Here is a 25,985-nt window from a genome sequence, read left to right as displayed (position 1 = left end):
GTTATAGCTCATACTTGAAGCCCAGCAAGTAAGTACGACCATAATCCTGGTAGTCGCGTACTTGCAGTGAGTTGTCACCTTGTAAAGACACAAACGGCTCTTCGGTGATGTTTTGCACCTGGAAGGTCATTTCCAGGCCTTCTAGGCCGGCAATACCCGACTCACCAAAGTCATAACCGATTTGGGCATCCCAAATGGTTTCACCTTGGATTGCAACCTGATCGGTCGCAAAACCCGGTCCATATACATCGCCTTTAAAGTCGCTACGCTTACGCATGCTGGTGCGAGCGCTAAAACCATAACGGTCATAATATAGGGTCAGGCTTTGAATGCTATCAGAAAGGCCTGGCAGTTCATATTCATTACCATTTTGGTCTTCGATATCCTGCTCCACCCCCGTGTGGCTGGCCAATAAACCAAAGCCTTCCAACTCATCGGCAAACAGGTTGAACGGCAGTGCTACCGATAGCTCGTAACCCCATAGGTCACCGCCGCCGCCATTGACCTTACTGCTGCGTGATGCAGTTTGTCTGTCCGCCGGAGGCACGATGCCGGTGGCCGGATCGGGGCGGTCACCCATGTCGACAAAGTAAGTCTCGTCGAATGTCCATTGTTTTAAGTCTTTATAGAAAAGAGCCGCTGAAAAGTAACCCTCGGCGCTGAAGTAGTTTTCATAGCTCAGATCAAAACCAACCGCTTCTTTAGGCTCCAGCTTGGTGTTACCGCCTGAAACCGACCAGAAGTTACCGTTTTCATCCGGCTTATCCGTGGCGTTGTAGCTGATCGCCACCGATGAATTCATCTCATCCAAACGGGCACGAGAAATGGTCTTAGCCGCACCGAAACGAATCGTTTGGTCATCGGTGATCGCCACATTCAAGTTCACGCTCGGTAGGAAATGTGAATAATCATGGCTCACATCGATTGGCGTAGCCACCACTTGGCCATCAACCGTCGCGGCTTCGAAGCCCTGAGATGATTGCTCGGTTTTAACATAGCGGGCACCAATATTACCGGTCACCGGAATGCCACCTAGCTCTGCATTAATGTCGGCCTGAACAAACATCGCCGTCACTTCTTCTTGAACCGTCCAAGAACGGGTCTTGTGCTTAGAGTCATTTAAACTCTCTTGCAGCAGGTCGTAGTAACCATCGTCAATCAGGGCGCGGGTATCATAGGCAATCATGTCGCCCATACCGATAAAGTCGAGATTAGCCGAACCTAAACGGTACTGCTCAGGCACCATCATCATGCCCGGGTTATCCAAAGAGAAGCTTGAAAGCGTCATAAAATAGCCTTCAGACAACTTGCTCTTTTCGCGGTCCCGGTAAGAAATACCAAAGCTCACCTTGTTGAAGTAGGCATTGTCCAACAGTTTACTGGCGGCAAGCTTTAAGGTGCTTAGCTCGTCTTCAATCTCAGGGGCGTTAATAAAGCCATCCTGCGCGGCATTTTCGTATGGTGAACCGATCAGGCCGTATTTCTCATTGAGTGGTTGGCTGTAACCCCAGGTCAATGGACCACCGAGTTGGATCAGGTTAAAGTCGCTGTAATCCAGGCCATGGCTAAATTGCGCACCCGTGTTACCGCCGTTAAAGGTATAACCCAGATCATCGGCTACGCCATTGTTGTCACCGCGGCCGGTGCCCGAGTAGCTTTCAATACTCCAGACCTGACGCTCGACTTCAGAGCGGCTGACGTCAAATTCCACCGACCATTCGTCGCTGATAAGGTATTCAGCATTAAAACCAAACTGAGTCAGCTCGGCCTTACGCTCTTCAAAATCGTTACGTACAACGACACGCTGACCTTCGGTGATGGCGCTGGTAACAAATCCAGTTTCATCATCAACAGTCAAAGGAGTTCTTGAACCTTGGCCCCAGGCGAAAGGTACCTCGATACCACGAAGGATCTTTTCATCTGAAAAATCAACGTATAGAGCATCGAATGCCATATTTAGATCGCTGGTCGGTGCATATTCAAGCACCAACATGGCCGAGTCACGCTCTAGCGTAGAAGAGCGAACGAAAGGTTTGGCGCCGCCCAAGATAGAATAGGTGTTGCCATCAGGCGTTTCAACATCCGGGTAACCCCATGAGTTCCAACGCTTTTCCTGATTAGGCGAGCTCATTGATGTGTACGCAAAGGCCACGCCGAAGGTGTCATCGGCAAATTGGTCAATATAAGAAAGGGTACCACGGAAGCCTTTATCGTCGCCGTCCGGGTTTAGTTTATCAAAGCTGGTCTGCTCGAATTGACCATTAAACTGGATAACCTGCTCACCTTTACTAAGTGGGCGTACGGTTTGCATGTCGATAACGCCGGCAATGCCTTCAGCTTCAATCGAGGCACTCGGTGTTTTATATACGGTTACACCGCTCATGATCTCGGATGGGTAAAGGTCAAATTCAACACCGCGGTTGTCGCTGATGGAGACCTGCTCACGACCATTAAACGTTGTGGCGCTTTCGTTTTCGCTAAAACCACGTACGCTTACACGTGATGCACGACCGTCAAGGCGCTGGGCCGTCAGGCCGGGTAGACGCGCGATTGACTCGGCGATCGATGAATCCGGTAGCTTACCAATGTCTTCGGCAGAAATAGACTCTACTACTTCACTGGCGAAACGCTTGGTGTTGATTGACTCGGCGACGCTGCGACGAAAGCCGCGTACTTCGATCACTTCAACCTTTTGTTGCTCTTCGGCGCTTGACGCTTCATTTTCTTGTGCCAACGCAACATTGCTACTGGCAACCCCGGCGCTGATCAGCGCAAGAGTTAGCATACTTGGTTTGAACATAGACATACTGTTTTACCCCAATTAACCATAATTTGTGGCCAAACGAGGTGGTAGTTAGCGCTGCACCAAGTTGGCTCATGTTGTTGTCGCAAAAAATACTAACTCCCGTGCTAAATTAATAACAAATTTATGCATACGTATTCAGCGCCTATCATGGTTGTTTTGTTAACATTTGGCTTACATGAAAAATAACACCGATATAGGCACAGCGCCAGTTGACGCAGCATGCAGCGAGGGCGCATTTATAAAAGTGTTAAATGCTGACCGAAGGACCGGCGTAATAGAGTAAATGTTAACAAAAGCACGGCCTTTGTCATCGCCTAAGTCACCCCTTGGTTACACTGCTGTTTTTACTCTAAGCACGATGTTAATTGGTCAGACCAAAATATAATAACACCATGCTGGTGCAAAACCCAGCCGCAACGCCCTAAGTTAGTGCATTTTGATTATTGCCCTAACAGCAACTAAGTTGTGCTCATAGTGCATTGGTAAGCTTACCTTAACTCTGCTACTCCACCCTAAACCCAGTTTAAAACAAGCCATGCGCTCCCCGCTGTGCATACGTATCCAGCATGCATACGTATGCAGTTCTTTTACAAGCCTTTGTGGCTTGCCGTATTCTTTTCTCAGTTTGACTAATTAGGTTTTCATCTGGAGTGCGATATGGCAAACCCACAGTGGTGGAAAGGTGCGGTTATTTACCAAATTTATCCCCGTAGCTTTCAAGACACCAATGGCGATGGAATTGGCGATCTTCGCGGTATTATCAACCGCTTAGACTATATTAATGACTTAGGCGTGGATGCCGTGTGGATCTCGCCGTTTTTTAAATCGCCCATGAAAGACTTTGGCTACGATATTAGCGACTATCGCGATATCGACCCCTTGTTTGGTAACCTGGCCGACTTTGATGAGCTCATCGAAGAAGCCCATAAGCGCGATATTAAAATTATTATCGATCAGGTTTTAAGCCACACCTCGGATCAACACCCCTGGTTCTTAGCAAGCCGCGAAAACAAAGACAATGACCTGGCGGATTGGTATGTATGGGCCGACGCCAAAGAAGACGGCACCCAGCCAAACAACTGGCTGTCTATTTTCGGTGGCCCGGCCTGGCAATGGGAGCCCCGCCGCGGACAGTATTACCTGCATAACTTCTTCACCGAGCAGCCGGATCTTAATTTCCATAACCCGGACGTGCGCAAAGCGGTGCTGGATAATGTCGAGTTCTGGTTGAAAAAAGGCGTCGATGGTTTCCGTTTGGATGCCATTAATTTCTGTTATCACGATGCCCAACTAAGGGATAATCCGGCTAAGCCGAAGGAAAAACGCCAGGGTCGCGGCTTCAGTGAAGACAACCCGTATGCGTTCCAGTACCACTATTACAACAACACGCAGCCGGAAAACCTGGAGTTTATGCGCGATATCCGTGCCCTGCTGGACAAGTATCCGGGTACCGTGGCGCTGGGCGAGATCTCTTCGGAAGACTCCTTGGCGACCATGGCCGAATACACCGCAGGCGGCGACAAGCTGCATATGGGCTACAGCTTTGAGCTGCTGACCAACGACTACAGCAGCGAATACATTCGCACTACGGTAGAAACCTTAGAGGCACGTATGCTTGAAGGCTGGCCGTGTTGGGCCTTTAGCAACCATGATGTGGAGCGCGTTGCCAGCCGCTGGTCACCGAGCGGTGAGGTACAGCCACAGCAAGTGAAAATGCTGACCGCCCTGCTCGCCTCTTTACGTGGCAGTGTGTGTATGTATCAAGGCGAGGAGCTGGGCTTAGGTGAAGCCAGTGTGGCGTTTGAAGACCTGCAAGACCCATATGGCATTACCTTCTGGCCGAACTTTAAAGGCCGTGACGGTTGCCGTACGCCCATGCCCTGGCAGGACGGTGAGCAAGGTGGCTTTAGTAGCGCCAAACCCTGGCTGCCTTTGAGCCCTGACCATTTGGCATCCAGTGTCGCCGCCCAGCAGCAACAGCAAGACTCCACTCTTAAGGCCTATCAGGAGTTTATGCACTGGCGACGTACCCAGAGCGTCTTACTTGAAGGGGACATCGCCTTTATTGACAGCGACGAGCCGATTTTAGCGTTTCGACGAGCGCACCAGGGCGACACCCTGCTGTGTTACTTCAACCTGGCTGCATACAGCGCGCAGATCACCCTGGAGACGCAACCGTCAACGCAGTTTAGCGAGCTCAGCCATCATACCGGTGTGCTGGAGGGCAATACTCTGACCCTGCCTGGCTTTGGTTGTTGGTTTGCTAAGCTTTAAGTACGCTTTAAGCAAGTTTTAAATACGCTTACGATATTCACAGTTACAAGCGTTCATCACGAAAGAGCACCATTAGGTGCTCTTTTTTTGTCTCGTGAATCGAGCGGACCTGGGCCGAGATTGTCTTTCGCCACCTCTTCGTTTGTTTATCCTGACGATAAAAATAACTCACTTTTCTAAGTGCCAACACTGAGCTAAAAATACAGCCATGTTGAATGGTCTTGCCCAAGGCAACCATGGCAACAATATTAATTCCTAGAGGATAAGAATATGAAATGCCAAGTTTTAAGTGTGTTATTTGCTATTAGCTTAAGCAATGCTTACGCCAGTGATGATTTACCAGTCGCCCCCGCGGAGACTATCAAGGAGTACACGCAGATGTGCCTAGACTGGGCCAAGGAAGATGACATCGACGAGCAAGGCTTGTATCAGTACGTCTTGGACTGCGTCAACGATGAGTTGACCTCTGCCGGTTACCAAACCGTAGAGAAAGTGGATATCAAATAACCACTTAGCTTATTCATAGCAAGCGCGTTCAAAGGCTTGCTATAAGCCTAGGGGAAAATAAAAAGCCGCCTCAACTTAGTTGGGCGGCTTTTTTATACCTAAACCTTATTTGGCTTTTTTAGCCGCGGCTTTTTTCTTTTCTTCAACGACCCACTTGCCATGCTCGTAGGTCGCCTTCCAGCCCGTTGCCTTGCCATCTACCTCGGTCATCACATATTGTGACTTGGTTTTACGGCTAAAGCGTACAATTGCCGGATTACCGTCCGAGTCCTCTGCAGGCGCATCGGCAAGGTAATAGAACTTAGGCGAAATACGGTCTCTGAAGCGCTGCAACTCTTCCACCTTAGGCGCTCGCGTTTCCCGTGATTTCGGGAAGGTCGAGGCGGCAAGGAATACCCCGGCGGCACCATCGCGCAACACAAAGTAGGCGTCCGATTTTTCACAGGCTAATTCCGGCAAATGGACGGGATCTTCTTTCGGTGGCGCCGGCTCGCCGTTTTTCAACAGCTTACGGGTGTTTTTACACTCTTCATTGGTACAACCAAAATACTTACCAAAGCGACCGTTTTTAAGCTCCATATCGTTGCCACATTTATCGCACTCGATAATGGGGCCATCATAGCCCTTCAGCTTAAACTGCCCCTGCTCGATGATATAACCGCTACAGCCCGGGTTATTACCACACACAGCAGTTTACGGTTTTCGTCGATCAGGTAGGAGTCCATGGCGGTTTCACACTTAGGACAACGCTTCATCTGCATCAAAGTGGAGGTTTCTACGTCTTCCACCTCGTCGGCGTTAACCGCTTCCTCACCCGGAGTAAGGTTCATTGTGGTAGTACAGCGCTCTTTCGGCGGCAGGTTGTAACCGGTACAGCCTAAGAACACGCCGGTCGAGGCGGTACGAATACCCATTTTACGACCACAGGTCGGGCAATCTATATCGGTCTCGACCATCTGGTTTTGACGCATGCCGCCTTCGGCCTCTTCGCCACTGGCAATGTTTAGCTGGTTGCTAAAGTCGGTATAGAAGTTATCCAGTACCTGGGTCCACTGACGCTCGCCCTCGGCGATATCATCCAGGCGCTCTTCCATCTTGGCGGTAAAGTCGTAATTCATCAGCTCGGTGAAGTTCTCCACCAGACGATCGGTGACGATCTCACCCATTTTCTCGGCGAAGAAACGGCGATTTTCAACGCGCACATAGCCGCGGTCCTGAATGGTACTGATAATGGCGGCATAGGTAGAAGGTCGGCCAATGCCACGCTTTTCAAGCTCTTTAACCAGGCTGGCTTCGCTGTAACGTGCCGGCGGCTTGGTAAAGTGCTGCTGCGGATCAAGTTCGACCAAGGACAACTCGTCCCCCACTGCCAATGCCGGCAGGGCCTGCTCTTCTTCGTTCTTCTTACGCACCGCTGGTTGCACCCGAGTCCAACCGTCAAAACGCATTACTCGGCCCTTGGCTTTGAGCTCAAAGTCACCGGCCTCAACGCGAATGGTGGTTAAATCGTATTGTGCCGGCACCATCTGACAGGCCACAAACTGGCGCCAGATCAGCTCATACAGCTTCTTAGCATCGGCATCGACGCCTTCAACATGCCCTGAAAGCACCTTCACATCGGAAGGACGAATGGCTTCGTGCGCTTCCTGGGCATTGCCCTTGGCGCTGTAGATATTGGCTTTTTCCGGTAGGTAATTGGCGCCGAAGTTATCGTTAACATAGTCGCGACACATGTTGATGGCGTCTTGTGACAGATTGGTCGAGTCGGTACGCATATAGGTGATATAACCGGCTTCGTACAGACGCTGCGCCAACATCATGGTTTTCTTTACACCATAACCCAGGCGCGTACTGGCGGCCTGTTGCATGGTCGAGGTAATAAAGGGCGCACTTGGGCGGCTTTTACTTGGCTTTTCTTCAACTTCGCTAACCACATAGCGGGCGCCTTTTAACTGCGCCGTAGCGGCTTCGGCCTGCTCTTTATTAACAGGTTTGAATGCCTGACCTTGTTGTTTGCTCACCAGCAGGCGTAACGCTTCTTCTTTAGCGCTGACATCGGCATGGATATCCCAAAACTCTTGCGGGATAAAGGCCTTAATTTCACGCTCACGCTCAACCAATAAGCGCACCGCAACGGACTGCACACGACCGGCAGACAAGCCACGAGCGACCTTTTGCCACAGCAGCGGCGACACCATAAAGCCCACCACCCGATCAAGGAAACGACGCGCTTGCTGCGCTTGGACCATATCGGTGTTGAGTTCGCCGGGAGCGGAGAAGGCTTGTTGAATGGCGTTTTTGGTGATTTCGTTAAACACCACACGCTTATATTTGTCTTTGTCGCCACCGATGATCTCTTCCAGGTGCCAGGCGATGGCTTCCCCTTCTCTATCCAAATCGGTTGCGAGATAGATTTCATCAGCATCTTGCGCTAGCTTTTTCAGCTCCTGAACCACCTTCTCTTTACCGGGAAGGATTTCATAATGGGGCTGCCAGCCTTTTTCCGGATCGATACCCATGCGCGCAACTAGGTTTTGGTAGTCTCGCTTCTTTTTATATGCCGCCTTTTCTTCCGGCGCCATTTTTCGTACTTCTGCCGGAGACTTACCTGCAGGTGCTTTGGCTTTACCCGAGCCAGACGTCGGCAAGTCACGGACGTGACCAACGCTGGACTTAACGATGTAGTCCTTACCCAGGTATTTATTGATTGTTTTTGCTTTTGCAGGAGACTCTACAATGACTAGCGATTTGCCCATAATAGCCTAAGTTGACCCATCTCTTGTATATAATGACTGCCCTTGTCCTGGGCACGAATAAATATAGGTATATCTACTATCACCCATTGTTACAAGCTTTAACACTAAACTTTTATCCAATCAGTGATTTTTTAACCAGCGCTTGCTGCGCTTTTAACCAGAGGCGAATTATGTAAAATAGCGCCCGCTGACGAAATCCGGGCAAATATATAGGAATAAAAACAAAATTGCCAACCGCGACCCCTTCATTTACCACCAAAGGCTAAAAATAGCCTGTTTATTCGCTGTTCGGTGCCTGGCAAAACGTTTCTGACCGCCTGCTTAATTAGCGCGCAGATTGATAAAAAGTTATCGTTTTTCGCTGCATTAAAGCCGGTTCGCTGATAGGCTATAGCAAAATTATTATAATGAAGTTGATTGTTACTTATGTCTTCACAAGGTTCATTAAGTCTCACCACGCGCATTATGCTGGGTATGGGACTGGGAGTATTTGTTGGCTTCCTGTTTAAATTCATACTCGGCGGTGAACAAGAATTACTGTTGAATTTAGGGCTTTTCTCCCTGCCGGTTAAAGCATTTTTCGTTGATGGACTGTTCCATATCGGCGGACAAATCTTTATTGCCAGCTTAAAGATGTTGGTAGTTCCCTTGGTGTTTGTGTCTCTGGTTTGCGGTACCTGTAATCTAAGCGATCCAAAAACCCTGGGACGCTTGGGCGGCAAGTCCATCGTTCTGTATCTGGCCACCACCGCCGTTGCTATCACCGTTGCTATTACCCTGGCGTTGCTGTTTAACCCAGGTGAAGGCATTGCCCTGCCTCACGATGCCAGTTTTGATGCCAAACAGGCACCGACCCTGGCGCAGGTGATCATCGGCATGTTCCCGACCAACCCCATTGATGCCATGGCCAATGGCAACATGCTGCAAGTGATCGTGTTTTCATTGCTCTTTGGTGTGGCCATGGCGCTTAGCGGCGAAGCGGGACAGCGCCTCAGTGCGATTTTCGAAGACCTAAACAATGTTATTCTTAAGCTGGTAACCCTGCTTATGAATATTGCCCCATACGGCGTGTTCTTCTTAATGGCGAAATTATTTACCACCATTGAAATCGACGTGATCTGGAGCCTAGCTAAATACTTTGGAGTGGTGCTCTTGGCTCTGGCTATCCACGGCCTCTTTAACTATTCCGTGCTCTTTAAACTCTTTACCGGCCTCAGCCCGGTAAAATTCCTGTCGCAAATGAAAGACACCTGTTTATTTGCCTTTAGTACCTCAAGCTCCAGCGCCACCATGCCGGTCACCCTTGAGACGGCCACTAAGAAACTCGGCGCCAGCAACTCGGTGGCCTCGTTCACCGTGCCATTAGGCGCCACCATTAATATGGATGGCACCGCCATCATGCAAGGTGTGGCTACGGTGTTTATCGCTCAGGTGTTCGCCGTTGATCTAACGATTTCCGATTACCTTATGGTTATTCTGACCGCCACCCTGGCCTCGGTAGGCACCGCTGGTGTACCCGGTGTTGGTCTGATCATGCTGGCCATGGTATTGAACCAGGTTGGCCTGCCGGTAGAAGGGATTGCCCTGATCATAGGTGTTGACCGCTTGCTGGATATGACCCGCACCGCGGTTAATGTGACCGGCGACTGTATGGTGACCTGTGTGGTTGCCAAATCGGAAGGTCAGCTCGATGAAGCCGTGTTTAACGACTTAGAATCGGCCAAGGAACTTGAAGAGTACAACCCCAAGGCCAAGAGCTAACGGCTCAGGCCAACGGGCTGTTATCCGCAATAAAAAAGCCTCGCAATACGCGAGGCTTTTTTAATTACACTATAAAATTATGGCCTTAGGCCTTTGCTCTTGCTCCAAAGGCGCATTCCAAGCTGCTCTATGGTAATGGCAAAATTCTTCGCCACCTTCTCAGCCAAGCCTGTTTTTTGCTTATAGGTGACCTTGTAGGTCTGATAGTCCTTCACCAGATTTAACAGTTCATCGTCACTGGTGCTAATTCTGTCCACCAAGCCCTTGTTATACGCATCCAGGGCAAACCAATGCTCCCCGGTGGCCACTTGCTCCATATCCAGCGCGGGACGGTGCTCGGCAACAAACTGCTTAAATAGGGTATGCGTTTGCTCTATTTCTTCACGGAACTTTTCCCGCCCGGCATCGGTATTTTCGCCAAACAGGGTCAGGGTACGCTTATATTGACCGGCGGTGATCTGCTCATAATCAATATCGTGCTTTTTGAGCACCTTATTAAAGTTGGGGATTTGCGCAATCACACCGATGGAACCGACAATGGCAAAGGGGGCGGCGATGATCTCATCGGCCACACAGGCCATCATATAACCACCGCTGGCAGCGACCTTGTCTATGGCCACGGTCAGCTTAATCTCAGCGTCTTTCAGACGTTGTAACTGAGACGCTCCCAGACCATAGCCATGTACCACACCACCACCGCTTTCTAGGCGCACCAGCACCCTGTCCTTATCTTTATCGGCCAAACTAATAATGGCGCTCACTTCCTGGCGCAGACATTCGACTTCATGTGCATCCATAGAGCCTTTAAAGTCGATGACATAAAGCCGGCCCTTAGGCTCTTTATCCGCCTCTTCCTTGGCCGCCTGCTTGCGCTCTTTATTAAGTACCTTCAACGCTTTTTTATCCAGCGTATTGTCCAAGAAGTCATCCTTTATCTGCTTCATTTGCTTTGATAAATCATCAACTTCTAAAGAGCCTGGTTTACTTTTCGGCTTGGCCGCAGCGCCAACGATAAGCGCTATGACCACGCCTATGGCTAACACTATGGTCACGGCTTTAGCCAAAAATAGGCCGTATTCAAACAAGTATTCCACTGAAATTCCTCTTAAATTAGCTATGCAGGCAATGTAACACAGCGTACAGGCATAAAAAAAGCCGCACCCAGGGGTACGGCTTCTATCTTTATTATTGGGCTTACTGAGCGATCACAGAGGTGTCGGTAATCGGTAATACCGTACCCTTGGTCGCCAGATAGGTCGCAAATTGACGCTGCATTTCCGCATTAGCCGCCGCACTGTTTTGCGCGTCTTCCTCGGCTGAAGAACTCAAGCTAGCCGACGGATCTGGCGCTGGCGTGAGTAGCGAACCATGGTGACCCTTGGCATAGCGCACCAGGTAGCTTGCCGGCTCTGGCGTCATTTGCATTTCGGTGGCCACAGAGGCTCCCATCAATAACGACAGCGGGATCGTACCGGCAATTGGGTTGGTCGCCACTTGCACCGGAACTACTGTGTCAGGTTTTGTTGTCATACCATCGCCGACAACCGCAGTCGTTAACACCGGCGTGCCCTGAGCATTGACGCGCATGGCGTAGTTGGTTGGGTCGCCGGCATCGATAATGGTCTGGGCCGCAAATGAGAATTCACTGGCCAGGCCTTGAATGCTCGCCAGGCTGGCGCTGTCGCCCGTAGCGTTAAGCGAAGCCAGGAAGGCCTGATAACTACAAGTTACATAGGCTTCTTGGTTTTCTACATACTGAGCACAGCTGGCCAAGGCACCGTCTTGCAAGAAGGCATTAAAGGTGGCCGATTCTGCGGTACCTGCGCCTAATAATACCGAGCCCTGGATAAAGGGACCAAAGGTATCGGAATTAAGTAAGATGCTGGCGGCACCGCCACCACCACTGCTCAGCGCTGCGGTATGCACCTTGAATAATGGGTCTACCTGAGGTGCCAGCGGCGTATTGGTTGTTGCCAGGAACGAAGGCGACACGATGGAGCCCATGGAAATGGCACCCAGGCTAACGTCTTGGGCATTTAGTTCAGGGTCGCCACTGAAGTTTAAGGCCAAACGCAGACCCAATAGATCCGCTGTTGACTGGCGTACATTATCACGGCCCACCAACAGGGATTGCAAGTTCATATAGGCCAAAATAGAGCCGGTGGTGGCATTGAAATCGTCTTTACCATCATGGTCAACGTCAATACCGCGCTCACCGTGTGCCGGTAAATCGATGGCCACGGTTGCCAAGCCTTGCAGGCTAAGCGCACCAGTTAGTGCCAGCATGTCTTCTTTTTGACGGGTAATGCCGTGTTGTAAGATAACCACGGGCCAACCGCCTTCTGGCATCGTCATCGCCGGTAAACCTAACTGACCACGAATGGCGTTAAGAGTGGCCAAATCGCTCGGCTTGGTGATCTGCACCGGAACATTGGCGTAACTTTGTACTTTCGGGATCTTGTTGTACTTGGTGAGGTGACGCTTCTCATCAAGACCCAGATCACGCAGTAACCCGCCACTTAGGGAATGACAGAAGGCATCCTCGGTCGTTTGTGGTTGCTCAGGGAAAGCTTCACCGACACTGGCTCTATAAGCCATTACCGCAACGGCATTATCACAGGCACCCTGCCAGTAAATGTCGCTCAAGTCGCTGACTTCTTTACCCTGTGGTGTTTTCAGGTAATTAGGAAGCAGCACGCTGCCTTTTTCATAACTGACCGCGTTAAACATCACAGGCACATCTTGCATGCCTTGCATGGCGAAGACCTGACCAACGGTGAGCAACGGCTGCTCAGGAATTTGCACCGCAGGCGTCGGCAGGCTTGGCTCTTGGAGTGAGGCCGCCAGGATGCTCTTAATCGTATTCAAGATTTCGCCGGCCGATTGCATGGTCATGGCCGCCGAATAAACAATATCGTCCTTGCTTAAATCTGTGCTGCCAACAATGACATTTTCATAGCTGTTGAGCACAGCTTGCAGTGATTTTTGCTCTGGCGTCACCAACGGCTCTTCGCCACTGGCCAAGGCGTAAGTTGACGAAGACGCGATGGCGCGACCTTCACTGTCTTTGAGACCGGTTGTTAATACCGTGATGTAAGAGCGGCCTTGCGTGAAAGGTTTCAACGGCACTACGGCCACTGCGTCACCACTGCCTTGGGTGATAAAATCTACGCCGAAGCTCAGTTCTTTAACAAACTCACAGGCGATACCAGCGGGCACGGCTGCACAGGTTTGTGAACTTTGATCTGCGCCCATTACTACTTCAAAAATACGCACGCTGCCCGGAGTCGCCGCCGAGGTTGCGTCCAGGCTCACGCCCGCCGCAAAGCTTAAGTCGATTTTAAAAGGCGTTTGTGTCGACCAGCCATCCAAAGCACCGAGTGCCAACTGTGGACTGCTGTAATCATCTCCCTCGCCAGGAATAGCTAGAGTACCGTCTTGGGTACCGCTAAATAGCAGGTCGTTAGGAACCGACACCTTGCCGTTACTTGGGTCAAAAACCACGGTGGATTGCGGTATTACAGTCGGGGTCTCAGTTTTGATTTCTTCGAGCGTGTCTTCGCTGCCACAACCAGCGAGAGCAGAAGCTACAGCGAGAGAAAGTAGCATTTTTTTCATTGTGTTGGCTCCAAACCTATTCTTATTGTTCTGCGCAAATAATGTTAATCAAAAGGGTAAAAAATCGTTAATGACACATTAGACCAGTTTAACTTATCGTAAACAGGTACGTTTCGCTACTTAAATTTGTAATAAATCACTTACTTGTTTATTGACTGTGGTAAAATCCCGCAAAAATCATGCACTGGGTGCTACAGTTATGCAAAACTACAATGCAAGTGCGAATGCATTAGACCAAAAAGTAATCCTTGTTACGGGTGCAGGCGATGGCATTGGCCGTGTCGCCGCCCTATCTTACGCTAAACACGGTGCCACCGTGATCCTGCTGGGTAAAACCACCAAAAAGCTGGAAGCCGTGTACGACGAAATCGTCGAAGCCGGTTACCCGCAGCCGGCGATTGTACCTCTTGATTTAAAAGGTGCAACCAAACAAAACTATCGCGACCTGGCTGCCACCATAGAACAGCAATTTGGCAAGCTTGATGGCCTGTTAAACAACGCTGGTATTTTAGGCTCTCTGGGTCCCCTTGAGCATTTCTGTTCATCGACCTTTGAAAGCATTATGAAGGTCAATGTCACCGCTCAGGCAATGTTAACCAAAGCCATGTTCCCGGTCCTGCGTAAGGCGCCACATGCGTCGATTATCTTTACCTCATCTGGCGTAGGCCGCGAGGGCCGTGAATTTTGGGGTGCCTACTCTATCTCGAAATTCGCCACCGAAGGCATGATGCAGACCTGGTCTAAAGAAGTAGCTAAAACCAATATCCGCATCAACTGCATTAACCCGGGCGCAACGCGCACCAGCATGCGTGCCAGCGCCTTCCCAGGTGAAGACAGAGAGAAATTGGCCACCCCTGAAGATCTCATGCCGACCTACCTTTACCTGATGAGCGACGACTCAATCGGAGTAAATGGTCAATCGCTGGATGCGCAAACAAAAAAGTAAGCCAACAATTAATTTTGGCTTAGACATAAAAAACGCCGTATCAAACGGCGTTTTTTATTCTTTGCGGTTGCATGCTGATTATCTGCGTTTCTTTTGCTGCTGCACTCGTTGATTGTGCTTTTTCACCGCTTTGCGAATACGGTTCACCTGGGCGCGCTTGTCCTTACGCTTGGGCTGCATCTGCTCAACGGTCAGCTTGGTTTGCTTCTCTGGACGCAGGCCAACACTCTTACGCAAATAGTTTACTCGGCCTAACTCCAGCTCTACCCAGCCGCCTTGCGGCAAACGCTTATCCAAATCCAGCTCGCCGTAACGCACGCGAATAAGACGGGATACTTCCACGCCCTGTGATTGCCACATGCGACGCACCTCACGGTTACGGCCTTCACTCAGGGTGACATTAAACCATTTATTGATCCCCTCGCCACCCATGGGTTGAATGCTGTGAAAGCGCGCGGGGCCGTCATCAAGCTCGACACCCTTGGTCAGGGTACGCAAGGTGTCATTGGTGACATCACCAAACACACGTACCGAGTATTCACGTTCAATTTCATAACTTGGGTGCATCAGGCGGTTGGCCAATTCACCGTCGTTGGTGAACAACAACAGGCCCGAGGTATTGATGTCCAAGCGACCAATGGCAATCCAGCGATCACCCTCTACACGCGGCAGACGGTCAAACACGGTGCGACGGCCTTCCGGGTCTTTACGGGTACACAACTCGCCCTCGGGCTTATGGTACATGAGCACGCGGCAAATACGCTCAGCCGGTTGCTCAATCTTGACGATATGACCGTCAACACGGATCACCTGGGTCGCTTCAACCCTATCGCCCAAGCGCGCCACCTTGCCGTCAACGCTGACGCGATTGGCTTCGATGTACTTTTCCATCTCACGACGGGAGCCAACACCGGCACGGGCTAACACTTTTTGTAACTTTTCATTCATTAAGATGGTTCTCTCACAGAAGGATCATGTAATAGCTTTTCAATCTGGCTTTGCTGTTGCGCCGGTAAGGGCGGCAATTGATCCAGGCCAGATAAAGAAAAATAGTCTAAAAATTCATTGGTGGTCGCATACAGAGCCGGCCTACCCGGTACTTCTTTATGCCCCACTACTTTTACCCAACCCCGCTCCTGCAGGGTTTTGATGATATTACTGGCCACGGTGACACCCCGTACCTGCTCTATCTCACCCCGGGTAATGGGCTGGCGATAAGCGATAAGCGACAGGGTTTCAAGTAACGCCCGCGAATACTTGGGAGCGCGCTCCACAAACAGCTGACTAAGCCAGGGGCTAAGGCTGCTGCAGGCCTGAAAGCGGTACCCCGACCCCACCTGAACCAGACGAATACCGCGGGTTTGATAATGGTTTTCGATGCTTTCCAGTGCCTGGTTTAGCCGCTTGGGCGTCACGCTGATATCACTGAGTACGGTTTCTTTTAATTGTTTTTTTGTCAGTGGTTGTGGTGATACAAAAATAGCCGCTTCTACAAGCTCGACCAGTTGCTCATCACTAATACGTCTGCTGCTCATGACTGCACCTCCGTCGCAGCGGCTATTATGGCAGAGCCTCGGCCGAAGGCAAAGGAGAAGATGCCGCGTCTTGAGGTTTTAGGCGCACATGAATAAGCGCATCGCTAGTAGCCTGCTGGCATAAAATCAGCCCCTCTTTGGTCAGCTCTAAAATCGCGATAAAGGTGACGACAACGCCGGCGCGGCCCTCGGAGACGGTAAATAAGGCATGAAAGTCAAGGTAGCCCGGCGCCTGTTGCAGTCGCGCTAGGATATCGCTCATGCGCTGACGAGTAGACAAGTGCTCAGGACTAATATGATGATGCTCAAAGGTTTTTGCTCGCGCCATAACATCGCTCAGGGCCAACATAAGGTCCTGCATGGCGACATCGGGGAACAGCGGCTCGGGTTTTGCCTGCTCGTCGACCAAGGCATGGGCGGTAAAAATATCCCGCTCCAGCCGGGGGATTTCGTCAAGGCGCTCGGCGGCCTTTTTAAATTGTTCGTATTCTTGCAAACGACGCACCAGCTCGGCACGGGGATCTTCCTCGTCCTCCCCCAGCTCCTGGTGCACCGGCAGCAACAGCCGTGACTTAATTTGCGCCAGCAGCGCCGCCATCACCAGGTATTCTCCCGCCAACTCAAGCTGAAACTCGCGCATCATCTCCACATACTTCATGTATTGCTCTGTGATGCTAAACACCGAGAGTTCCAGCACATCGAGCTTGTGCTTTTTGATCAGATACAACAGCAAGTCGAGCGGGCCTTCAAAGGTCTCCAACACCACCTCTAAGGCATCCGGGGGAATATACAAGTCCTCCGGCTTTTCTATTACGGCTTCACCGCGAATAAAGGCCAGAGGTAATTTTTGTTGCTGGGGGGCGAGTTGCTCTGTCATTGAAATGGACTTGGGTCGCCACAGCCGACGCGCAACACCTCGATCTCGTCCTCAGACATATCCACCACAGTGGTAGCCTGCTCGCTTAAATAGCCGCCGTGAATAATCACATCCACCTGTTTTTCCAAACGCAGGCGAATTTCATCCGGGTCCGACTCGGTAAATTGCTCACCGGGTAAGATCAGCGAGCAGCTCATCAAGGGCGCGCCGAGCTCTTCTAATATGGCCTGGCTGATAGGATGGTTGCTGACGCGAATACCTATGGTTTTCTTTTTTTCATTTAGGACTCGGCGCGGAACCTCTTTGGTGCCTTTTAAAATAAAGGTATAGGGCCCTGGGGTATTGTTTTTAATGAGGCGGAACATCTGGTTGTCGACTCGGGCATAGGTGGCAAGCTCGGATAAATCGCGGCACATCAGGGTAAAATTATGGTGCTTTTCGATGCCGCGAATGCGGGTAATGCGCTCCTGCGCTTGTTTTTCACCGAGCTGACAGCCAATGGCATAACCAGAGTCGGTTGGGTAGACCACCACCCCACCTTGGCGAATAATGTCCACCGCCTGTTGAACAAGGCGACGCTGCGGGTTTTGCGGATGGATATGGAAAAACTGACTCATTGCTATCCTTGGTATTAATTTAAGCGTGTGACTGCCAGCGTTGCCATACGCCTTCACAGTCTTTTGGTAAGTATAGGTTCTTTCCTAATTCTATGTAAGGTAAAGGGAAATGGAAATCAGAACCCTGTGAACCTAAGAGCCCATGCTCGCGCGCCAACTGGCCCAAAAACTGCCGCTCGCAAGGCGCCTGCTGGGTTTGTGCCACTTCCATGGCATCACCGCCAAGGGCGCTAAACTCGCCAATGAGCTTACGCAACCACTTGTTTGACATCTTGTAGCGCCCGGGATGAGCCAATACCGCCTGACCGCCGGCGCTGTGAATGGCGTCGATAGCCGTGCCCATATCGCACCAGGTGCTTGGTACATAACCTGTGTTACCGCGGCTGAGGTATTTTTTAAACACCCCCTGCATGGTTTTCGCCGCCCCCTGTGCCATCAGCACCCGGGCAAAATGGGCACGGGTTACCTGAGCTTTTTCGGCCAGCGCCAGGGCCTCTTCATGGGTATTTTCAAAACCGGCCTTATCGAGACGCTCACCTATTTTAGCGGCACGTTCTCTGCGTTTTTGCTGCTGTTGACCGAGCAACTCATTGAGTTGTTCTGTTTCTGTGTCGACCTGCAAACCAACGATATGAATTTCAAAACTATGCCAGCGGGTGGAGATTTCAACCCCAGGCACTAAGGCCAGGGGCAGGTCCAACTCGCGAATGGCCGCCTGCGCCGGAGCGATGCCGGCCAGGGTGTCATGATCGGTCAGGGCCAATACATCCACGCCCTTGTCTGCGGCGCGCTGTACCAACTCAGTAACGCTAAGCTTGCCATCGGAAAATTGACTGTGGCTGTGGAGATCATACTTCAACGCGGTTATCCCATTCGGTCATACTGTTAACTCCAGGCCAGTGTACCATTTTATGCCGGACCTTGGGGCAACAAAGTTTTCTTTGTACTTTTATGCCCTTCGGGGTTGACACCAATGCCGAGGTAAGTTTTACTAATCGGCACAATTAATCGGTTCTAATAAGTAATAGATTATGCGCTCAGCAAAACTAATTCATATCACTTGGTGGTGGCACTCGAACTAGCGGGTGGGATTAGTCGTGGCTGTGGCCAGCAAAGAACTGATAACAAACCCGCCCATGCAGCGGGTTTTTTTGTAACTAAATTTGGTAACTAACAATGATTTTTACTCAGTCTAAGCATATTAACATTTGGTGGTGGCACTCGAGATAGCGGGTGGGCCTAATCGTGGCTGAGCAATTTTCAAACCCGCTGCTTATTCTTAAGTTAGCGGGTTTTTTATTATGGAGCGTTTAAAACCAAAACATCGCGTTTTAAGCCTCTGAAAATACTAGGGAATGAGGACCTTTTTATGATATTTAGTCACATCTCGACAAACGCCGGGCAAGTGACCAGCATTAGTCAGCGGCGGGATTATATTCCGTCCGCGCTAAGCCTGTTCGCCAAACTGGACAAGCACAATGCGCTGTTGCTGGAGTCGGCGGAAATCGACTCCAAAGCCAACTTGAAAAGCCTGGTGCTCGTCGATGCGGCGCTGCGTATCGAGTGCAACGGCAACCAGGTACAAGTCAAGGCACTGTCCAACAATGGCGCCCAGTTGCTGCCTTATCTGCAGCAACAACTGCGCGACGCCCAGACCGAGTTACACCAAGATACCTTGAACATAGATTACCCGGGCGTTGACCAAAACCTTGACGAGTATGCCAAGCTCAAGGCTGCCAATGCGTTTGATGCGCTAAGACAATGTATCAAAGGTATCCACAGCAACGGCGACAATCCCTTCTCGATCTTTCTTGGCGGTGTCATGGGCTATGACATGGTCGCCAATGCGGAGGATTTACCCAGCGTTCCAAGCAAGGAAAATACCTGTCCCGACTATGTTTTTTACCTTGCCGAAACCTTAGTGGTAATAGACCATCAACAACAAAGCACAGAGATCATCGGCAATGTCTTTAATGGCCCCGAGGTTCACGCCAATTGTTTCGAAGTAGGACAGCAGGTTGAGCGCCTTAATGCACTGTGTGACGACCTGAACCAATTCACGCTAACGAGCACACCCAATCCAGTAGCGCCAAGCCAGGCTCAGGTCGATATCGACGATGCCCACTTTATGGCCCAGGTCAGTCAATTGCAGCAACACATTATCGATGGCGATATTTTCCAGGTCGTGCCATCGCGCACCTTTACCCTGCCCTGCACCGATCCTTTGGCCGCCTATGCCAAGTTGAAGGAGCAAAACCCCAGCCCTTACATGTTCTATCTGCGTGATCAAGATTTCAGCCTGTTTGGCGCTTCGCCGGAGTCGGCGCTTAAATATTGCGCCAGCAGTAATCAGGTTGAAGTCTATCCCATTGCCGGCACTCGGCCGCGCGGCAAAAATACCGATGGCAGTATCAATCTCGACCTCGACTCACGCATCGAGCTGGACTTACGTAATGATACCAAAGAGCGCGCCGAGCATATTATGCTGGTCGACTTGGCTCGTAACGACGTGGCCCGTATCAGCCAAGCCGGCACCCGCTATGTTAAGGAGTTGCTGAAGGTCGACCGCTACTCCCATGTGATGCACCTGGTATCTCGCGTGGTCGGTCAATTGAAGGAAGACTTGGATGCCCTGCACGCCTATCAGGCCTGCATGAATATGGGCACCCTGGTCGGCGCCCCCAAGGTCAGTGCCGCCCGCCTAATTCGTGAGGTGGAGCAAAAGCGCCGCGGCAGCTACGGCGGCGCCGTGGGTTATCTTACCGGCGATGGCTCCATGGACTCCTGTATTGTGATCCGCAGTGCCTTTGTTAAAGACGGTTATGCCCATGTGCAAGCGGGCGCAGGCGTGGTTTATGACTCCAACCCGCAAAGCGAAGCGGATGAAACCCGAGCCAAGGCCGGCGCCGTGCTCAGCGCCATCGCGGCTAGCCAATCGGCCAACCAAGTGGCAGGTAACCAGGAGACAAGGGCATGAAATATAAGATTTACTTCTTAGATAATGTCGACTCATTCAGTTACAACCTGGTAGATGAGTTTGCCCAGCTAGGACAAGACCTGGTGGTCTATCGCAATACGGTCGATGCCGAGAGCATTTATCAGCGCATGTGCGCCGAAACCCAGCCGGTAGTGCTGGTGCTCTCCCCCGGCCCGGGCGCGCCAAACGATGCCGGTTGCCTGATGGCGTTAATTGAGTTGTGTCGCGGCCAATTTCCCATGCTGGGCATTTGCCTTGGCCAGCAGGCCCTGACTCAGGCCTATGGCGGCACTATCGGTCACGCCAAGGAAACGGTGCACGGTAAGTCATCGGCTATTTCCTTGGCTCCACATCTGGCGTTTAGCGGTTTTGGCGATACTTTAGTGGTGGCCCGATACCACTCCTTGGTAGCAACCAGCGTACCGGCTGAACTTGAGGTGATCGCCGACTATGACGGTATGACCATGGCCATTTGCCAGGGGCAGGATAAGGTGCTCGGGTATCAATTCCATCCGGAGTCGATCCTCACGCCCAATGGCGCCCAGTTGCTGCGCCAAAGCCTAGACTATTTAACCGCTAAGGAGTGAGCCATGGACGCACTAACCCAACTTTACCAACAACAGGACCTGAGCTTTGCACAAACCCAGGCGCTCTTTAACGACATTATGCAAGGGCGTATGGATGATATTACCCTGGCAGCCCTGCTTACCGCGCTCAAAATCAAAGGTGAAAGCAGCGAAGAAATCGCCGGTGCGGCGGCTGCCATGCGCGCCAATGCGGTGCCCTTTCACACCCAAGCCACGGACTTAATCGACAGCTGCGGTACCGGTGGCGATGGCGCCAATACCATCAATATCAGTACCACCGCCTCATTAGTGGCGGCTGCCTGCGGCCTAAATGTGGTCAAGCATGGCAATCGCAGTGTCTCCAGCAACAGCGGCTCGTCCGACTTACTTACAAGTCTGGGCGTCAATATTAGTATGACCCCAGAGCAGGCCGCCAACTTGCTGGAACAAACCGGTTTTACATTTTTATTTGCCCCTCTGTATCACAGTGGTGTAAAACACGCCATGGCGGTGCGCACCACCTTGAAAACCCGCACCCTGTTTAACCTGCTTGGCCCCTTGGCTAACCCGGCTAAGCCTCAAGCGCAACTGCTTGGCGTGTACGACCCGGCTTTGTGCCTACCCATGGCGAAAACCTTGATGCAACTCGGTTGTCAGCGCGCCATGGTAGTGCACGGCAGTGGTACCGATGAAATTGCCCTGCACGGCGACACTAAAGTCGTAGAGCTAAATGATGGTCAGTTACGCGAATATACCCTGACCGCAAATGACTTTGGTCTCCCCCACTTTAGTCTGGATGAGCTAAGCGGTCAGGGTCCAGAATATAATGCCCAGGCGGCCCGTGCCATTTTCGCCGGACAAGGAAGTGATGCCCATAACGCCGCCATCATTGCCAATGTCGCCGCCCTGCTGGTTATCAATAATAAGGCGGCAAATTTTAAGGACGCCGCCGAGCAGGTGCGCCAAGTCCTGGCTAGCGGCCAGGCACAACACACACTTAACGCCATAATCGAGGTGAGTCATGGCTAATGTTTTAGAGAAAATCGTCGCCGACAAGCGCATCGAGGTGGAAGCGCGTAAACAGGCGCGCCCGCTGGCAACTTTTAGCGCGCAAATCGAGCCAAGTCGCCGTGATTTTTATGGCGCCCTAAGCACGGCGCCGACCAATTTTATTCTCGAGTGCAAAAAAGCCTCGCCCTCAAAGGGCTTGATCCGTGAGGTGTTCGACTTAGAGGCCATCACCTCTGTGTACAAGCACTATGCCAGTTGCATCAGCGTACTGACCGATGAAAAGTATTTTCAAGGCAGCTATGACTACCTTGCCAAGGTGCGATCTCTGGTAGAACAACCCCTGATCTGTAAGGACTTCTTTATCGACCCCTACCAGGTTTATCTGGCGCGCCTGTACGGCGGCGATGCCATTTTACTCATGCTGTCGGTACTCGATGACGATACCTATCAAGAGTTGGCCGCACTGGCGCACTCGCTGAATATGGCGGTGCTAACCGAGGTCAGTAACGAAGAAGAAGTGACTCGCGCCCTGGCGCTAGATGCCAAGATTATCGGCATCAACAACCGCAACCTCAGGGACTTGAGCACGGACTTGGCCACCACGGAGCGCCTACGGGCACTTATTCCTGAAGATACCCTGGTGATCTCCGAGTCCGGCATCTACAGTCATCAGGATGTTAAGCGCCTAAGCCCACTGGTCGATGGCTTCCTGGTGGGCAGCTCGCTGATGGCCCAGGCGGATTTAGAAGGCGCCTGTCGCAGTCTGATTTTTGGTGAGAACAAGGTCTGCGGCCTGACCCGCACCCAGGATGCCGAGGCCGTGTACCAGGCCGGTGCCTATTATGGTGGCCTTATTTTCTACCCGGGCTCGCCCCGTTATGTTGATATAGACTGTGCCTCGGCCATCGTCGACAGCGCGCCGTTGCGCTATGTTGGGGTGTTTGTCGATGCCGATATTGCGCAGGTCAGCGAGTACGCCAATCGCCTTAAATTAGCTGCGGTGCAGTTACATGGTCATGAAGATGAGGCTTATATTCGCACCCTGCGTAACACCCTGCCGCTGACCTGTCAGATCTGGAAGGCCCAGGCGGTGGCCGACACCCTCCCCGTGGGTATTCAAGGGGTGGACCGAGTGCTGTACGACACCTATAGCAAAACGGCCAAGGGGGGCACCGGCGTGCAATTTGATTGGAGCTTACTCGGCGGCGCCACTGCGCCCTATATGCTCGCCGGCGGTATTCAGGCCGACAATATCCAAAGCGCCCAGCAAAGCCGCGCTCTGGGCTTAGATTTAAATTCCGGGGTGGAGTCCTCACCCGGAAAAAAATGTATTTATAAGATTAACGCTGCCTTTGCGGCAATTCGGAATTACTGAGGTGGTTATGAAAAATCCAGCCTATTTTGGCGACTTTGGCGGCATGTATGTGCCGCAACTTTTGGTCCCGGCGCTTAAGCAGCTAGAAGATGAATTTAACAAGGCACAACAGGATGCCAGCTTCCAGGAAGAGTTTCACTCCCTATTAAACGAATATGCCGGCAGGCCAACACCCCTGACTCTAACCCGCAACCTGGTCAAAAACCCTAAGGTAAAGCTGTACCTTAAGCGAGAAGATCTGCTCCATGGCGGCGCCCATAAAACCAACCAGGTGCTCGGGCAGGCCCTGCTGACCAAGCGTATGGGCAAAAAAGAAGTGATAGCGGAAACAGGTGCCGGTCAGCATGGCGTGGCCACGGCCCTCGCCTGTGCCTTACTGGGGCTTAAATGCCGTATTTATATGGGTGCCAAGGACGTCGAGCGCCAGCAACCCAATGTGTTTCGCATGCGCTTAATGGGCGCCGAAGTGATCCCCGTCACCGCTGGCTCCGGCACCTTGAAGGATGCGGTCAATGAGGCGCTGCGCGACTGGTCTGCCAACTATAAAACCGCTCACTACCTGTTGGGCACGGCGGCGGGACCACACCCCTTCCCGACGCTGGTGCGCGAATTCCAAAAAATGATCGGCGAAGAAGCCAAGCAACAGGTGCTGGCCGCAGAAGGTCGTTTGCCGGATGCGGTGATCGCCTGCGTTGGCGGTGGCTCTAATGCCATTGGCATGTTTAACGACTTTATCGATGAGCCTAGCGTCAAATTGATTGGCGTTGAGCCTGCGGGTAAGGGATTGGACAGCGGCGAGCACGGTGCCACCTTGTGTAAGGGCACCAAGGGTGTGCTGCACGGTGCCTACACCTATATTATGCAAACCGAGCAGGGGCAAATTGAAGAGTCCTACTCGGTATCCGCAGGCCTGGATTACCCTGCTGTGGGACCGCAGCACGCCTATTTACATGAAACCGGGCGCGCCCAGTATGTGGGAATAACCGATGACGAAGCCCTGGATGCCTTTAAGGCATTGGCCCGCAACGAAGGGATTATTCCCGCGCTCGAGTCCAGTCACGCCCTGGCCTACGCCTTAAAATACGCCGAGCAGCAAGAGCAGGACACCATTTTAGTGGTGAACCTCAGTGGTCGCGGGGATAAGGATCTAGCCCATGTCCACAGTGTGTTACAAGCAAAAGGAGAGCAGTAATGAATCGCTATAGCACCACCTTCGCCAATCTAAGTGCCAACAACGAAGGTGCCTTTGTACCCTTTGTCACCATAGGCGATCCCAACAAGGAGCAAAGCCTGGCGATTATTAAAAGTCTGATCGATGGCGGCGCCGATGCGCTGGAGCTGGGCATTCCCTTCTCCGACCCTATTGCCGATGGTCCGGTGATACAACAGGCCAATATTCGTGCCTTGGCGGCGAATATCGATACCGATGCCTGCTTCGATATCATCAAGCAAGTGCGCGAATACAACGATGAGATTCCCATCGGCCTGCTGCTTTACTCAAACCTGGTCTTTGCCAAGGGCATAGAAAACTTCTACCAGTTGGCCAAGGACGCGGGTGTGGACTCCATTTTGGTTGCGGATGTGCCTTTGCATGAGTCCAAGGTCTTTCGCCGTGCGGCGATGAGCCAGGGCATAGCGCCTATTTTTATCGCCACGCCCAATGCCGATGATGACACCTTGCGCCAATGTGCCTCCTATGGCCGCGGCTACACCTATTTGCTCTCTCGCGCCGGGGTCACAGGCACAGAAACCAAAGCGCAGATGCCGCCCCAGGAGTTAGTCACTAAGTTGAGCGAGTATCACGCCGCTCCAGCCTTGCTGGGCTTTGGGATCAGCACCCCTGAGGATGTAAGGCAAGCACTGCAAAGTGGTGCTAGCGGTGCTATTAGTGGCTCGGCCGTGGTTAAAATCATTGCCCAGCACCTAGATGATGAAGCGGCCATGTGCCAGGCACTGCGTGAGTTTTGTCGTGAAATGAAGGCCGCGACCCGTTAAGCTTGTAATCGGTCTTTAAGTGCCTTGGCGCACTTAAAGGCCACCTTGTTTTGCCCGGTAATTTCGATTTGTTCGCCGGTTTGCGGGTTACGGCCCATCTTGGTCGGATGATAGCTCAAAGAAAAGTTGCCAAACTTGGGAATAAACACCGCATCCCCTTCATGCAGTGACCGGCTGATAGCCTTGACCATGGCCGTTAGCGCCGCGCCGCATTGCTTTTTTGTTAAACCGCTGTGTTGCCCCATGGCATCAATAAGCTGTTTTTTATTCACTTGAATCCCTACTAAAAACTTTAAAGGCGCGCAGCCTAAAAGCGCCGGCTGTAAATGTCAAACACAGCCTTTATCCTTGAGCTTAGGCGCCG

19 protein-coding genes and 1 pseudogene are annotated in these 25,985 nt (G+C 51.7%); 10 read left to right on the top strand and 10 right to left on the bottom strand.

Features of this window, described 5'->3' with window-relative positions; translation table 11 throughout:
- Position 1 precedes the first annotated feature (1 nt).
- Positions 2-2,806 carry a TonB-dependent receptor gene (locus C2M36_RS14415; protein WP_105255484.1) on the bottom strand — a complete coding sequence of 935 codons (2,805 nt, stop codon included), beginning with the start codon at positions 2,804-2,806 and terminating at the stop codon, positions 2-4.
- Between the two features lie 657 nt (positions 2,807-3,463).
- On the opposite strand from C2M36_RS14415, the gene C2M36_RS14410 reads away from it, so the two are divergent.
- Together C2M36_RS14410 and C2M36_RS14400 are read left to right on the top strand one after the other, a co-directional pair.
- Positions 3,464-5,080 (top strand): alpha-glucosidase family protein, encoded by a 1,617-nt coding sequence (locus C2M36_RS14410; protein WP_105255483.1) that lies wholly within the window; start codon positions 3,464-3,466, stop codon positions 5,078-5,080.
- 270 nt (positions 5,081-5,350) lie between these two features.
- Complete coding sequence (locus C2M36_RS14400) at positions 5,351-5,587, top strand: hypothetical protein (protein WP_105255481.1); 237 nt, start codon at positions 5,351-5,353, stop codon at positions 5,585-5,587.
- 105 nt (positions 5,588-5,692) lie between these two features.
- Here the strand turns inward: C2M36_RS14400 and topA are convergent.
- A pseudogene (topA, locus tag C2M36_RS14395) lies at positions 5,693-8,343 on the bottom strand (type I DNA topoisomerase).
- A 426-nt stretch (positions 8,344-8,769) separates the two neighbouring features.
- Between topA and C2M36_RS14390 the strand changes: the two are divergent.
- On the top strand, positions 8,770-10,104 hold the full coding sequence (locus C2M36_RS14390) for a dicarboxylate/amino acid:cation symporter (protein ID WP_105255480.1): 1,335 nt from the start codon (positions 8,770-8,772) through the stop codon (positions 10,102-10,104).
- Between the two features lie 77 nt (positions 10,105-10,181).
- Here the strand turns inward: C2M36_RS14390 and sohB are convergent, their stop codons facing one another.
- Positions 10,182-11,198 carry a protease SohB gene (gene sohB / locus C2M36_RS14385; RefSeq protein WP_105255479.1) on the bottom strand — a complete coding sequence of 339 codons (1,017 nt, stop codon included), beginning with the start codon at positions 11,196-11,198 and terminating at the stop codon, positions 10,182-10,184.
- Between the two features lie 100 nt (positions 11,199-11,298).
- Positions 11,299-13,722 (bottom strand): VolA/Pla-1 family phospholipase, encoded by a 2,424-nt coding sequence (locus C2M36_RS14380; RefSeq protein ID WP_105255478.1) that lies wholly within the window; start codon positions 13,720-13,722, stop codon positions 11,299-11,301.
- A 199-nt stretch (positions 13,723-13,921) separates the two neighbouring features.
- Between C2M36_RS14380 and C2M36_RS14375 the strand changes: the two genes are divergently transcribed.
- On the top strand, positions 13,922-14,668 hold the full coding sequence (locus C2M36_RS14375) for a YciK family oxidoreductase (RefSeq protein ID WP_105255477.1): 747 nt from the start codon (positions 13,922-13,924) through the stop codon (positions 14,666-14,668).
- 78 nt (positions 14,669-14,746) lie between these two features.
- On the opposite strand, the gene rluB is transcribed toward C2M36_RS14375, so the two are convergent.
- The 5 genes from rluB to rnm are packed head-to-tail and all read right to left on the bottom strand — an operon-like array spanning position 14,747 to position 18,556.
- Complete coding sequence (rluB, locus tag C2M36_RS14370; RefSeq protein WP_105255476.1) at positions 14,747-15,616, bottom strand: 23S rRNA pseudouridine(2605) synthase RluB; 870 nt, start codon at positions 15,614-15,616, stop codon at positions 14,747-14,749.
- Positions 15,616-16,203 carry an SMC-Scp complex subunit ScpB gene (gene scpB / locus C2M36_RS14365; protein WP_105255475.1) on the bottom strand — a complete coding sequence of 196 codons (588 nt, stop codon included), beginning with the start codon at positions 16,201-16,203 and terminating at the stop codon, positions 15,616-15,618. The genes rluB and scpB overlap by 1 nt, the downstream gene beginning before the upstream one ends.
- A gap of 25 nt (positions 16,204-16,228) precedes the next feature.
- The gene (locus C2M36_RS14360) at positions 16,229-17,080 is read right to left on the bottom strand and encodes a segregation and condensation protein A (protein ID WP_105255474.1); all 852 of its coding nucleotides are present in this window, start codon (positions 17,078-17,080) and stop codon (positions 16,229-16,231) included.
- Positions 17,077-17,697 (bottom strand): L-threonylcarbamoyladenylate synthase, encoded by a 621-nt coding sequence (locus C2M36_RS14355; protein WP_105255473.1) that lies wholly within the window; start codon positions 17,695-17,697, stop codon positions 17,077-17,079. The genes C2M36_RS14360 and C2M36_RS14355 overlap by 4 nt, the downstream gene beginning before the upstream one ends.
- A 19-nt stretch (positions 17,698-17,716) precedes the next feature.
- Positions 17,717-18,556, bottom strand: coding sequence for an RNase RNM (gene rnm, locus C2M36_RS14350; protein WP_105255472.1), 840 nt, complete (start codon positions 18,554-18,556; stop codon positions 17,717-17,719).
- A 510-nt stretch (positions 18,557-19,066) separates the two neighbouring features.
- Here rnm and C2M36_RS14345 point away from each other — a divergent pair.
- The 6 genes from C2M36_RS14345 to trpA are packed head-to-tail and all read left to right on the top strand — an operon-like array spanning position 19,067 to position 25,621.
- Positions 19,067-20,674 carry an anthranilate synthase component 1 gene (locus C2M36_RS14345; RefSeq protein WP_105255471.1) on the top strand — a complete coding sequence of 536 codons (1,608 nt, stop codon included), beginning with the start codon at positions 19,067-19,069 and terminating at the stop codon, positions 20,672-20,674.
- Complete coding sequence (locus tag C2M36_RS14340; protein WP_105255470.1) at positions 20,671-21,261, top strand: aminodeoxychorismate/anthranilate synthase component II; 591 nt, start codon at positions 20,671-20,673, stop codon at positions 21,259-21,261. The genes C2M36_RS14345 and C2M36_RS14340 overlap by 4 nt, the downstream gene beginning before the upstream one ends.
- Before the next feature lie 3 nt (positions 21,262-21,264).
- The gene (gene trpD, locus C2M36_RS14335) at positions 21,265-22,269 is read left to right on the top strand and encodes an anthranilate phosphoribosyltransferase (protein ID WP_105255469.1); all 1,005 of its coding nucleotides are present in this window, start codon (positions 21,265-21,267) and stop codon (positions 22,267-22,269) included.
- Positions 22,262-23,626: a bifunctional indole-3-glycerol-phosphate synthase TrpC/phosphoribosylanthranilate isomerase TrpF gene (trpCF, locus tag C2M36_RS14330; protein WP_105255468.1), complete on the top strand. Its 1,365-nt coding sequence runs from the start codon at positions 22,262-22,264 to the stop codon at positions 23,624-23,626. Before trpD ends, trpCF begins: the two co-directional genes overlap by 8 nt.
- A gap of 7 nt (positions 23,627-23,633) precedes the next feature.
- Positions 23,634-24,818, top strand: a complete 1,185-nt coding sequence (gene trpB / locus C2M36_RS14325; RefSeq protein WP_105255530.1) for a tryptophan synthase subunit beta — start codon at positions 23,634-23,636, stop codon at positions 24,816-24,818.
- Positions 24,818-25,621: a tryptophan synthase subunit alpha gene (trpA, locus tag C2M36_RS14320; protein ID WP_105255467.1), complete on the top strand. Its 804-nt coding sequence runs from the start codon at positions 24,818-24,820 to the stop codon at positions 25,619-25,621. The genes trpB and trpA overlap by 1 nt, the downstream gene beginning before the upstream one ends.
- Here the strand turns inward: trpA and C2M36_RS14315 are convergent.
- On the bottom strand, positions 25,618-25,893 hold the full coding sequence (locus tag C2M36_RS14315; RefSeq protein ID WP_105255466.1) for an HU family DNA-binding protein: 276 nt from the start codon (positions 25,891-25,893) through the stop codon (positions 25,618-25,620). The genes trpA and C2M36_RS14315 overlap by 4 nt on opposite strands.
- Positions 25,894-25,985 lie beyond the last annotated feature (92 nt).

The organism is Pseudoalteromonas sp. T1lg75 (assembly GCF_002964705.1).
In the GTDB taxonomy this organism is placed as follows: domain Bacteria; phylum Pseudomonadota; class Gammaproteobacteria; order Enterobacterales; family Alteromonadaceae; genus Pseudoalteromonas.
This window is presented reverse-complemented; position numbering and strand designations above follow the sequence as displayed.